The organism is Clostridia bacterium, assembly GCA_035628995.1.
GTDB lineage: Bacteria > Bacillota > Clostridia > Lutisporales > Lutisporaceae > BRH-c25.
Map to the genome: position 1 here is coordinate 83277 of DASPIR010000010.1, position 12668 is coordinate 95944.

Consider the following 12668-nt stretch of genomic DNA (forward strand, 5'->3'; position numbering starts at 1 on the left):
AGTTAAATCAGTTTCATATTAATTAGTTCTGCGATTTAATTACATTAGTAACCTCCACCATCAATAAGTATCACATCTGTACCTATCTTTTTGATATTCTCCCAGTTGACAACAATATCACTTTCCTTGCTGAACAACCCAAGCACTCTTCCCGTGCCTGGTACTACAATCGCATCTATCCGGCCCTTCTCCATATCTATTTCCACATCATATACAATGCCAAGCCTTCTGCCGTCGTTTATATTTATTACTTCCCTCTGCTTCAGCTCTGATATCTTAACCATATATACCCCTCCCATACTTGTTCATCTATATAATATATAAATAGGCACAAAAAATAGAACAGAAACCTCAATTGGAATATAACCACCCAATTAAGGTTTCTATGAATTCAATCTCATATTCTATAACGAGTAGGAGCATATATACAATGCGACCTAAACGAGCTTCAACGAAAGCTTCCTTGGTCGTTAAGATGCTTCAATGGAAGCCTTCGTTATATGTATTTTCTCATATGTCCCAAAGCCGTCTTTTCAAGACGTGAAACCTGGGCTTGTGAAATCCCGATTTCTTCTGCCACTTCCATCTGCGTTCTTCCCTCAAAGAATCTGAGGTTCAATATCAATTTTTCCCTGTCGTTCAACTTTTTCATAGCCTCTTTGAGAGCAATGCTTTCCAGCCAGTTGTCATCTATATTCTTATCGTCCGACACCTGGTCCATTACATATATTGCATCACCGCTGTCATGATAAATGGGTTCGAAAAGTGATACCGGGTCTTGAATTGCATCCAGTGCAAATACCACCTCTTCCACAGGAAGCTTCAGCTCATTCGCTATTTCTGACACCGTGGGCTCTTTTGAATTCCTGCTAATGAGCAAATCCCTCACCTGCAAGGCTTTGTATGCGATATCCCTCAAGGACCTGCTGACTCTTATGGAGTTGTTGTCCCTCAGATATCTTCTTATCTCTCCTATAATCATTGGTACAGCATAGGTTGAAAACTTGACATTCTGGCTAAGATCAAAATTATCTATTGCCTTAATAAGCCCTATACAACCTACTTGAAAAAGGTCATCAACATATTCCCCTCTGTTGTTAAACCTTTGAATAACGCTTAATACAAGCCTAAGGTTTCCTTTTATGAATTCTTCCCTTGAAGACTGGTCTCCACTCTGCATTTGCTTCAGCAGCATAACCATTTTATCATTAGAGAGAACGGGTAGTTTTGAAGTATTAACTCCGCAGATTTCCACTTTATTAAGCATAGCACAAGCACACCCTTTTCTTAATGTTGACATTTTAATTATTACCATACGCCAACTTTATTATTCACATTGTGGCTTGTACCAATTTGTTTTCATTGATTTATTACATAATTGTAGAAAAATGTGCAGCAATCTTTATACCATGCGGTTTATCTCCTTCTTCAATCGTTTTATTATCCTCTTCTCCAGCCTTGATATGTATGACTGCGATATTCCAAGCATATCCGCAACTTCCTTCTGAGTTTTCTCGACACCATCATTGAGTCCAAAACGAAGCTCCATTATGCGTTTCTCCCTCTCAGACAGCTTCCTAAGGGCAATCTCCAAAAGCTGCTTGTCGATCTCATCTTCAAGATACCTATAGATTATATCATTTTCAGTACCCAGGATATCCGAAAGCAGCAGTTCATTCCCATCCCAATCAATGTTCAAAGGCTCGTCAAAGGATATTTCTGTCTTGGTTCTATTATTCCTTCTGAGGTACATTAGTATCTCATTCTCTATGCATCTGGAGGCATAAGTGGCAAGTTTTATCTTTTTATCAGGATCAAAGGTGTTTACAGCTTTTATCAGTCCTATTGTGCCTATGGATACCAGGTCCTCAACTCCGACTCCTGTGTTCTCGAATTTTCGTGCTATATAAACCACAAGTCTGAGGTTTCTTTCAATCAGTATCGCTCTCACAACTTCTTCGTCACTCTTCAGGCGGGAAAGCAGGAAACTTTCTTCATCATTTTCCAGTGGAGGGGGCAGAGCTTCACTTCCACCTATATAATGAACCCATGTATCTCTATAAGTATTAAAAAACTGAAGTATTCTGATTATCAACATGCGTTTTATTAAACTTAGTCTTCTAGCTACCTTTCTCATATCCCTACCTCCATTTTGTATTGATGCAGCTGCAAGTTTTTAGAGCATAGAAGTGCTTATATTATGAAGCATTTCAACCTTAGTTTTCCTTCAGCATCTCAGGGTGTATCAGCGCATTGTATTCCCCGTCCTTGGAGAGGTTTTTTCTATATATTGCGATTATAATATTATTCAACTGTATTCTTCTGCCACTGTCGAATATTGTTAGCATATCCGGTTTAAATCCCACAAGCATGCCATTCTCTCTGCCTAATGACTTAAAAGGAATGATTCTGAACCTTGTAGCCCATTTTGAAATGGACATTATTTCGGCTATGGCATTTAAATCATTTTCCCCGCTTTGCTCAAAGATTTTTTGTATGTCCTCAGGCAGCAGCTCTCTTATCATGCTGTAATCCGTAATCATAACCGGCACATTTGTAATAGGGTCCTTCAGGGAATTTCCTGTATCAACCAATGCATCAAGGCTCAACTGCTTTTTATCAAAGCTCATCTCCACCCTGACAATCAGCCTCTCGCGTTTTATCCTGTGCTGTACATAGTCCCAGCTATACTTAATTGTAATGTAAGCAATAATTATTGCAGCAACCAATATTTTTATTGGAAAATCCTTTATAAAGGAAATTCCATTACTGGTGAGGTTAAGCCCATTTATAAAATAAAACAATCCGAAGGCGGCTCCTCCAAACACAAACGAAACAATGTAAAATATACCTGTGAGCTTTAGAAGCAGGTGAAAATATGCAGGTGTGTATGCAACAATTACTATTAGTATCGAAAAAAGTATTTTCATGAAAAAGCTGAATAGATAGCTGTATTCCGGAAAGTAAGACAGCACAGCATAGACCGCCCCCAATAAAGAAGCAATCCCAAGCTTTACTTTGGAGTAGTTATAGCGTGTAAGCCGTGCCGTACTCCATAAAATCAAATAATTCATTATTAAGTTCTCTACTAAAATCACATCCGCATAAATATATGTATCCACCTTTTCATTTCCTTGTCTTTCATTTGCTGTATTGCAATAAACCGCTTATGATAATTATATATAAAATTCCATAAAATACCTGTCGCTTTTGGTAGTCGAAATAAATTATATTGGCAGATTAATCGACAAGAAATCTCTGGTACGGGGTGCGAGGTTCGAGGTTCGGGGATTTTAGCTGGTCTTTGAAGAGATGCTTAAAACAATCTCTTATTACCTATAAATAAAATATATATTCCTATTGCAACAAAAAAAGAACCAAAATTAATTGGTTCTCTTAAATATTCTAAATTCAAATCTTACTTTGAAGCTTTGCTTGATACTCCTCGTACCCCGCACCTCGAACCTCATACCAGTTCTACTTAAACCTATTCCTTAAGAAAGTAGGTATGTCAATATCTTCATTGCCATAGCCTGACGTTCTATGTCCGTCCTTCTTTTCCTCAGGGAGACCTGTAGCTTCAATTTTTCTTTCAAATATTCGCCCTGTGCTTTCTTCAAAGCCTGTTGCAATAACTGTAATTCTGATTTCATCCTGCATGCTCTCATCAATAACTGCACCGAAGATAATGTTTGCATCCGGGTCTGCAGACTGGAATACAAGATCCGCAGCCTCATTAACCTCAAAAATACCCAGATTCACACCGCCGGTAATATTTAGGAGTACGCTCTTAGCACCTTCTATGCAAGTTTCAAGAAGTGGACTTTGTATAGCCTGTCTTACAGCTTCTGCACTTCTGTTTTCACCACTAGCTTTTCCAATTCCCATATGAGCATAACCCTTGTCAAGCATTATTGTCTTAACATCTGCAAAATCCAGATTTACAAGTCCTGGAACGGCAATAAGATCCGAGATGCCCTGAACACCTTGTCTCAAAACATCATCAGCTATCTTAAAAGCTTCCATTATGGACGCTTTTTTGTCCACAATCTGAAGCAGCCTGTCATTAGGAATCGTTACTAGAGTATCAACCTTTTCCTTCATTTCTCCCAGGCCCTTTTCAGCCTGCATCTTTCTTACCTTTCCTTCAAAGCCGAAAGGTTTGGTTACTACGCCTACTGTAAGTATTCCCAGCTCCTTGGCAATCTGTGCTACTATAGGTGCAGCTCCAGTTCCGGTGCCACCGCCCATACCAGCAGTTACAAATACCATGTCAGCTCCTTCAAGCATCTTCTTTATTTCTTCATAATTTTCTTCAGCAGCTCTTTTGCCAACTTCCGGATTCGCTCCGGCTCCCAAGCCTTTTGTGAGCTTTTCACCAATTTGCATTTTATTAGGAGCCAGTGACATATATAAAGCCTGCTTGTCGGTATTAATAGCGTAGAATTCTACACCCTTAAGACCTGCACTGATCATTCTATTTATCGCATTATTTCCTGCCCCACCGACTCCAACAACCTTAATTTGCGCAACAGAATTCATATCTACATCAAATTCAAGCACAATATACCCTCCCTACTTTACAACTATCATATATGATTTAAATAGTGTACTAAAATTAATTCATCTTAATAAGTTCAACACGTCTCTTGATTTTCCTTTATTTTTTTTAATTTTTGTTATTTTTTTTATTTCCCATAAGAATATATCTGCGTATTATTGCAAAGTTCTGGAACAATCGCACACCGAATGCAAAAATTGCTGCATAATATATTGGCACTCCCAGCTGGTCTCCTATATAGGTAAGTATTGCAGCAAGTACCGCGTTGCCAAAGAAACCGGAAATGAAAATCTCTATATTGAAAGTTTTTTCTATGCTAGACCTTATTCCACCAAAAACAGAATCCAGAGCCGCAAGAATTGCAACTGACATATAGCTTGAATATTGGATGGGTATGGTTATCGGGGACAACAATCCAATAATTATACCCAACAACACTCCAATAATAGGTATGATCATTTAGCTTCACCACCTTCTGCCTTTCTCTGATATCTTTGCTTATCCCGACCTTCATAGCCTTTTATAATAAGCTTCTCTACTTTTTGAATTTCTACTTGTATGCCGCTGTACGACATATATAGCTCTATGTAGCTCTCAGGTGCCAGTGCCGAGGCCTCCAGGGTCTTTGGATCCCCTATGGCCTTTATCACAAATGGTACTGCGTGTCTCTTTCCGTCAATATTGATTGTTGGTCCGCCGCATCTGATACTGGTGCTGGCGGTTACTCTTTCGTCATTTATGGCAATCGCTTCTGCTCCTGCCATTCTGAGCTCATTGACTACTTCGAGGATGTCTATATCATGTATCAGGTACCATGCTATATCCTCACCCTCAGCAATTTCTTGCTGGCTATCATTTAAGGTTATAATAATCCCGGTTCCTTCTACTTTTTCATAATCAGAATAATTGCGGATTTTCTCCAGTTCATCCTGCATTATACCGAATGCGCTGCCTGTGCTCTCCACCCCTGCTTTATAATCGGCAAGCCTTTTAGCCTGTTCACTGATAGATTCGTTAAACAGCTTATTCTCCGCTTCCACGCTCTTTATCTCGTTTTGCAGATCTAAGAGTTTAGGTATAGTGACTATGCCCTGGTAGGTAGTATCTGATTTAAACTGCACTGTGGTAATAAACCCTATAATGACAGCCAGTGCAAACAAGTAATATTTAAATACTCTCCTATTCATTTTACTGGGCTTCTCCCTTTTTAACAACTTTTGCATACTTTTTCTCTATAACCCCATTGTATTTTGGTATTTTAACAAGCTGCTCCTGCGTAATCGTAATAGCAACTCCACTGGTCTCAATCCTCTCCACTATTCCTTCCCTCATCCTGAGTGCGGCTTCAAGGGTTTTGGAGTCTCCAATGGCTTTAAATACAAAAGGCGGTGCATAAGAAACAGTATTGATATTTATATGAATTCCGCCTACCTGTCTTATTTCAGAAGTGGAAATCATCCTCTGGTCATTTATGGAAACAGCTTCAGCCCCCGCTGCATTGAGCTCGTTCAAAAGCTCAAGAAGCATTGAATATGATATAAGCGGATAATTTACCTTCTCACTGAATTTCAAATCATCCACAATGACTGTAATCCCCTGTCCCTCCACATCCTCAATGCCAGCCAGTATCCTGGTCTGGTCAAGCTCTTGCTTCAATAGCTTTGCTGACACGCTTCCTTGTGATGCACTATCTTCAAACTCTTTAATCTTTGCCTCATACTCATTTTTTGCATTCAGAAGCTTAACATTCTCTTCCTTTGCTTTCTTAAGCTGAGTTGCAAGCTCCCTTGCTCTATATTCAGACACAGGACCTACACCCTGTTTTATGGTTCTGAATTGAATAGAAACCATGAGACCTAGTACCAAACATACTAAAGCAATTGCAATTTGAAACTTTATATTCTTCACTATTTGTCCTCCTACCTGCCCCAACTATTTATTCCGGTTTAAAAACAGGATTTCCCGTATGACTCATTTCTATGGTACCCTTAAGACCTTGTTTTTTTACATCTTCTACTATTGATTTTGCAAAATTAACCTTATAATTCATGTTGTCCGCTCCACCCAGGTTCGCTTTTATACCTTCCTTAATCTTCAGCCTTATGTTGGTCAAATCTGATACATCAATCTCCGAAATCAGATTAATCATTCCTGCATTCTTTATTTCTTTAATAAGCATAGTGATGGTGGAAAACTGATCCTTATTCTCAATGCTCAGACACTCTCCAACCTTAAAGGTCTCAAACTTCAATCCTTTTACTACTGGTAAATCAGGGCGCTTTATAGCCGGATTTATCTCCAGTATCATACCCTCCTCATCAATGTTCAGATAAGAGCCTACATAGGGTACATATGCCATGATTTCCCTCTCTATGATGTCAATTGCCACCCTGTTCGGTATGCCTCTCTTAATCTTTATCATTCTGACGTAAGGATTCTGAAAGATGCTCTTCATTGAGTTTTTCTTATTTATCCGGAATATATTTTCTCCATAATATATTGATGATAGCTTTATTATTTCTTCTCTCGTTACGCTATTGACCCCATTTACAGCTATGAACTTTATCTGAAAAAAGCTGGAAGATAGGAAAAATGCTGTAAAGATGCAGATTATGAATAGCAGAACTACATACTTGAATCTTCCCCTCATATTTTCACTCCTATAACGAGCAGGCATATATTATACCTTAATTTGTCATGCTTACTAAACGAGTTTCATGCGAAGCTTCCTTGACCGTTGAAATGCTTCAATAAAAGCCCTTTATATAATATAACACAAGTATTCTCTCATTAACATCGTGTGCTTGTCCTTTTTTCTGTTAAAAATTAACACTGCATACAATTCCGGAAGATTAGCAAACGCATGTAATCCGCAAAAATGCAGGTTAATAAAAAGCTGTACAAGTATATATAATAGTTAAACTCTGTGTATGTCAGCACCTAATCTTGCCAGTTTATTTTCTAGTTTATCATATCCTCTATCTATATGCAATTTTACGTTATCTACCATCGTAGTCCCTTCTGCCACAAGCCCTGCAAGAACCAACGCAGCGCCACCCCTCAGGTCACCGGCTTTAACCTCTGCACCGGTAAGCTTTTTGACACCCCGCACAATAGCAGTTCTTCCGTCTACCTTTATGCTGGCGCCCATTTTCATAAGCTCCTCTACATGCTTGTATCTGCTCTCAAATACAGTCTCAATAAAGATGCTTGTGCCTTTAGCTACAGTCATTACCGCCATCATCTGCGCCTGCATATCTGTTGCGAAACCAGGATAAGGAAGAGTCTTTATGACCTCCACAGCTTTGAGCTTTCTATTGCATTGTATATGGAGACTGTTCTGGTATTCAGCAATAATGCAGCCACTTTCAGAAAGCTTTGATGATACAGATTTCAAGTGTTCAATAATAATGTTGTTCAATACAATATTCCCACCAGTTATTGCAGCTGCTGCCATGAGCGTTCCTGCAACAATCCTGTCCGGAATTACAGTATGCTCTACATCATGGAATTCATTTACTCCTTCAATCTTCACAGTACTAGACCCTGCCCCGGATATCTTAGCTCCCATCCCATTTAAAAAGTTCTGAAGGTCAATAATCTCCGGTTCCTTAGCTGCGTTTTGTATTATGGTTACTCCCTCGGCTGTAGTGGCAGCAAGCATTATATTCTCAGTAGCACCCACGCTGGGATAGTCCAGATTAATTTCCACACCTTTAAGCTTATCACACTCGCAGTTTATATACCCATGGGCCTCGGTGATTTTAGCTCCCATCCTTCTTAACCCTGACAAATGAATATCAATAGGCCTGGGTCCAATTTCACATCCGCCAGGATAGCTTATTTTTACTTGACCATGCCTAGCAAGCATAGACCCCATTAATATTATTGAGGATCTCATTTCTCTTACCGGTTTTTCCGGTATATACGTCTCTAGTTGACTATTGGACTTTACTATCAGTGTATTATTCTCAAAAAAACACTTGCAGCCTATCGTTCGGAGCAGTCCTATAAGCAAATCAACATCTTTAAGCTCCGGAACATTATGAATAACCGATTCTTTCCCACTTATTATGGTAGCGGCAAGTACGGGCAAAACAGAATTCTTGGAGCCATCAACCTTTATTTCCCCTTCCAATCTATGCCCGCCGTTTATCACGTACCTATCCATCAACGATTTACACCCCCAGGAAGCCATTATTATTCAATCATATTAATATACTATGCATTACTTCCTAAGGTGTTACATGAATTGTCAGTGGTCATGCAGCATCAAGCACTGCAAATGCTAGACTTCCATCTTTTTAACAAGCTTTTCAGCTGCTTTGACTATCACATAAGCTGCATCAGTTCTGCCCAGCTCTTTGCTTTTTATTTTCATCTGATTTGCTTTTGCTGGTTTATTCAACATATCTAAAACTTCATTATATAGCAGCTCCGCATTTAAATCCCTTTCCAAAATGACTACGGCTGCCCCATTCTTTTCAAGTGCTCGTGCATTATACTCCTGATGATTGTCAGTAGCATAGGGATAGGGGATCAATATGGATGGCTTGCCTAGCGCTGTTATTTCCGATAGCGTGCTGGCTCCGCACCTGCTTATGATAATATCACATGCAGCTAACGCATGAGGCATATTATGCAGATACGGCACTACTTTAAGATATGCTGTGTCCAAAGCTATCCCTTCACTGCTGAATTGCTGCACAATATCTTCATACTGTGTTTCCCCTGTCATATGAAGCATCTGGAAGTTTTTCCTGCCGGCGGCTTCCTTTGCAAGCAGCACTACGCTTTCATTCAACCTTTTGGCTCCTCTGCTTCCACCCACGACGAAAACAACTGGCAGCTCCTTGGAGAAGCCGAACTCCTTCAGTCCATCCTCCCTGCTGATGCTTAACATATCGCTCCGAATTGGATTTCCTGTCACAATAACCTTGTCGTTTTGCGGAAAGTACTTTTTAGCCTCGGAAAAGTTTACCGCAATAATATCAACAAGCCTTGCCAGGATTTTGTTTGTAACTCCCGGAAAGGCATTCTGTTCATGAATCAGAGTTGGCACATTCATTAATGCGGCTGCGAGCAGAACCGAGCCGCAGACATATCCTCCAGTGCCAATTACAATATCAGGTTTAAACTCTCTTATTATCTTAGATACCCTAAAGAGGCTGGTAAAAGATTCCGCCACAGCTGCAACATTCCCAAGGCTCAACTTGCGTTCGAAGCCTCTCACCTTAATCTTGAACAGGTTAAAGCCTTCCTTTGGAACAATACTGCTCTCCAATCCCCTTTCAGTACCTATGAATAATATTTCAGCGTTCTTGTATTGTTTTATTATTTCTTTCGCGATGGATACTGCAGGATAGATATGTCCACCTGTACCACCTCCAGAAAGTATGACCCTCATTACAATCAACTCCCACCCGTTTTAACACTTTTAGATATATTTAAGAGAATTCCCATATTTGCCATTACAAAAAGCAGCGACGAGCCCCCCGAGCTTATGAAGGGAAGCGAGATTCCCGTAGTTGGTATGGAAACCGTAGCCACAGCTATATTAAGAGTAGCCTGTATTGCGACCATACATGTAATGCCTGTAGCAAGAAGACACCCGAAGGTATCGGGGCAGAACAGGGCTATTCTTAGTCCTCTCCATATCAGAAGAAGGAACAGTATCACAATAGTAGCAGTTCCTATAAATCCAAGCTCTTCCCCAATTATAGAGAATATGAAGTCGTTCTGGGGCTCTGGTATATAGAAGAACTTCTGGCGGCTGTTTCCAAGTCCCAGGCCAAAAATCCCTCCAGAGCCCAGAGCATACAAGGACTGTATTGCTTGATAGCCTGTATTCAGCGGATCTGCCCAGGGATTCAAATAGGAGGTTACACGTTCAAGCATATAAGCTTTTTTCATTATGATATACGCTACTGCAGGCAGCAGTGGCACAACCCATCCTATAAGATAGATTATCTTCGTTCCTGCGGCAAACAGCATTGCAAAGGTAATCATTACTATGCTTCCTGCCATGCTTAAATTTGGTTCAAGAATAATAAGCACAAAATATATGCCCATTAGAAGTATGTAAGGCATGACTCCATTTTTGAAGCTCCTTATTTTCTCCCTTTTGTTGCTTATGCTTTTCGCCATGAATATTATCAGTGCAAATTTTGCAAATTCAGAGGGCTGCATTGTCGATGGTCCAATCTTTATCCACCTGACCGCACCCTTGGCCCCATGACCAATACCCGGTATGAATACCGCAATCAGCAGTACAAAACTCAAAAGTACAAGAGGCCCCGCAAATTTCCCCAGTACCCTATAATCAAACCGGCTTAGAAGCAGCATTGCCACAATACCGATAATTGCAAAAAAACCTTGAGATTTCAGGTAGTAAAACCTATCATTAAACTTCATAAAAGAGGAAATGGAACTGGCGGAAAAAACCATAGCAACACCAATAGCTAGCAATACTAGTACTGTTATCAGCAATGTGAAGTCGATGTTGTTTTTATTTCTTACAGGCATTTTATAGCCCCCTCAACATATATACTCTAATTTAATATTGATTTATACATTCAAAATATCCCTCGTACCTCATGTAGTGCCTTGACATTCCTAATTAGTTTCGGGTAACACCGAACACACGGATGTTCCACTGTACACACGGCGGACTTTATTAAAATTTCAGTGTCTTCAGTGGATTTCAGTGTCTTCAGTGGTTTTCGTTCCTATTTCTTTTGCCTTAAGCTCCCTTACATATTCCTTAAAAAGCCTGCCTCTTTCCTCATAGTTACTAAACATATCATAGCTTGCACAGGCTGGTGAAAGTAAAACACAGTCACCCTGCTCAGCCAGTTCTTGAGACTTTTTCACAGCTTCTCTCAGGCCTTTTACTTTATGTGTCTTCATAAACCCATGCTTGTGGGCAGTTTCTTCCAGCTTATCAGCGGTCTTTCCTATTAACACCATATGCTTGATGATGTTTCCAAAGGCCTCTATGAAATCGTCAAATTCGCTTCCCTTGTCATAACCTCCGGCTATTATAACTGTAGGCCGCTTCATTGCTTCAATAGCCTTGATGGAAGCATCGGTGTTGGTACCCTTGGAATCGTTATAGTATATTACTCCATTAAGCTCGGAAACAAACTCGATCCTATGTTCCACACCCCTGAAGCTTTCAAGTGCCTCAGCAATTACAGAAGCCTCCACGCCCAAGCAGTACGCCATAAGAGCTGCTGCCAGAGAATTTTCGAGATTGTGATTGCCCGGTATATATATTTTATCTTTATGTATTATGGTTTCTTTTTTATTACCTATTTTGATTACTAAATGGTCGTTCTCAATATATGCTCCCTCATCTACCGGTTTCTTTCTGCTGAAAAGCAGCACTTTACTTCTGGGTCTGTCTGTGAGTTTTGAAGTCTCGGAGTCATCCCCATTCAATATCGTATAATCCTCAGCCTCCTGATTTATAAATACCTTGCACTTTGTATCGATATAATTCTCCATGGTTTTATGCCTGTTCAGGTGGTCAGGTGTAATATTCAGTATTGCTGAAACCTTCGGTTTGAAGTTTGCTGTTGACTCCAATTGAAAGCTGCTCACTTCAAGGACAAAAACATCCTCGGGTTTTGAGTTCTCTACCTCAAGTATCATTGCATGGCCGATATTACCGGTAATGAAGGTCTTTCTCTTGCTGGCCTTCATTATTTCTCCCAGGAGAGCTGTAGTAGTTGTCTTCCCATTTGTCCCCGTAATTGCCACTATTGGAGTGGAAGTAAGACGAAAAGCCAGCTCAATCTCGCTTACCACCTCTTTGCCCAAGGCTTTGGCGTATTGTACCAGGGGTATATCCAAAGGCACTCCTGGACTAACTACTACAAAGTCGCAATCAGAAGCCAGCTCTACGGGGTGCCCCCCCGCGACCAGCCTTATAGGAAGATGCTCAATTTCAGCTATTACTTCCTTCAGGTCCTCAACCTTCTTAGAATCATTCAATATGATGGAAGCCCCTAAGCGGCTCAATTCCTTAACTACAGGTACGCCTGTAACAGCCGCTCCAATAACCAGCACTTTTTTATCCTTTAACTGCATTACACTATCCTCC

At 40.2% G+C, this 12668-nt stretch carries 13 protein-coding genes; all 13 read right to left on the reverse strand.

The features are described from left to right. Positions 1 to 44: 44 nt before the first annotated feature. Positions 45 to 284 carry a YlmC/YmxH family sporulation protein gene (locus VEB00_03220; GenBank protein ID HYF82024.1) on the reverse strand — a complete coding sequence of 80 codons (240 nt, stop codon included), beginning with the start codon at positions 282 to 284 and terminating at the stop codon, positions 45 to 47. A gap of 212 nt (positions 285 to 496) precedes the next feature. Next, the gene (sigG, locus tag VEB00_03225) at positions 497 to 1267 is read right to left on the reverse strand and encodes an RNA polymerase sporulation sigma factor SigG (GenBank protein ID HYF82025.1); all 771 of its coding nucleotides are present in this window, start codon (positions 1265 to 1267) and stop codon (positions 497 to 499) included. 135 nt (positions 1268 to 1402) lie between these two features. Then, the gene (gene sigE / locus VEB00_03230) at positions 1403 to 2098 is read right to left on the reverse strand and encodes an RNA polymerase sporulation sigma factor SigE (GenBank protein ID HYF82026.1); all 696 of its coding nucleotides are present in this window, start codon (positions 2096 to 2098) and stop codon (positions 1403 to 1405) included. A gap of 118 nt (positions 2099 to 2216) precedes the next feature. Further along, the gene (gene spoIIGA, locus VEB00_03235) at positions 2217 to 3122 is read right to left on the reverse strand and encodes a sigma-E processing peptidase SpoIIGA (protein ID HYF82027.1); all 906 of its coding nucleotides are present in this window, start codon (positions 3120 to 3122) and stop codon (positions 2217 to 2219) included. 355 nt (positions 3123 to 3477) lie between these two features. Beyond that, positions 3478 to 4563: a cell division protein FtsZ gene (gene ftsZ, locus VEB00_03240; GenBank protein ID HYF82028.1), complete on the reverse strand. Its 1086-nt coding sequence runs from the start codon at positions 4561 to 4563 to the stop codon at positions 3478 to 3480. A gap of 106 nt (positions 4564 to 4669) precedes the next feature. Then, positions 4670 to 5020: a small basic family protein gene (locus tag VEB00_03245; protein HYF82029.1), complete on the reverse strand. Its 351-nt coding sequence runs from the start codon at positions 5018 to 5020 to the stop codon at positions 4670 to 4672. Further along, positions 5017 to 5748: a DUF881 domain-containing protein gene (locus tag VEB00_03250; protein HYF82030.1), complete on the reverse strand. Its 732-nt coding sequence runs from the start codon at positions 5746 to 5748 to the stop codon at positions 5017 to 5019. Before VEB00_03250 ends, VEB00_03245 begins: the two co-directional genes overlap by 4 nt. Before the next feature lies 1 nt (position 5749). Further along, positions 5750 to 6469: a DUF881 domain-containing protein gene (locus tag VEB00_03255; GenBank protein ID HYF82031.1), complete on the reverse strand. Its 720-nt coding sequence runs from the start codon at positions 6467 to 6469 to the stop codon at positions 5750 to 5752. Positions 6470 to 6497: 28 nt separating this feature from the next. Continuing rightward, positions 6498 to 7211 carry an FtsQ-type POTRA domain-containing protein gene (locus tag VEB00_03260; GenBank protein HYF82032.1) on the reverse strand — a complete coding sequence of 238 codons (714 nt, stop codon included), beginning with the start codon at positions 7209 to 7211 and terminating at the stop codon, positions 6498 to 6500. Positions 7212 to 7478: 267 nt separating this feature from the next. Next, on the reverse strand, positions 7479 to 8732 hold the full coding sequence (gene murA / locus VEB00_03265) for a UDP-N-acetylglucosamine 1-carboxyvinyltransferase (GenBank protein HYF82033.1): 1254 nt from the start codon (positions 8730 to 8732) through the stop codon (positions 7479 to 7481). A 117-nt stretch (positions 8733 to 8849) separates the two neighbouring features. Beyond that, entirely contained in the window at positions 8850 to 9968 is a 1119-nt protein-coding gene (murG, locus tag VEB00_03270; protein HYF82034.1) for an undecaprenyldiphospho-muramoylpentapeptide beta-N-acetylglucosaminyltransferase, read from the reverse strand. Between the two features lie 5 nt (positions 9969 to 9973). Continuing rightward, the gene (gene spoVE / locus VEB00_03275; protein ID HYF82035.1) at positions 9974 to 11086 is read right to left on the reverse strand and encodes a stage V sporulation protein E; all 1113 of its coding nucleotides are present in this window, start codon (positions 11084 to 11086) and stop codon (positions 9974 to 9976) included. Between the two features lie 168 nt (positions 11087 to 11254). Further along, the gene (murD, locus tag VEB00_03280) at positions 11255 to 12655 is read right to left on the reverse strand and encodes a UDP-N-acetylmuramoyl-L-alanine--D-glutamate ligase (GenBank protein HYF82036.1); all 1401 of its coding nucleotides are present in this window, start codon (positions 12653 to 12655) and stop codon (positions 11255 to 11257) included. Between the last annotated feature and the right edge of the window lie 13 nt (positions 12656 to 12668).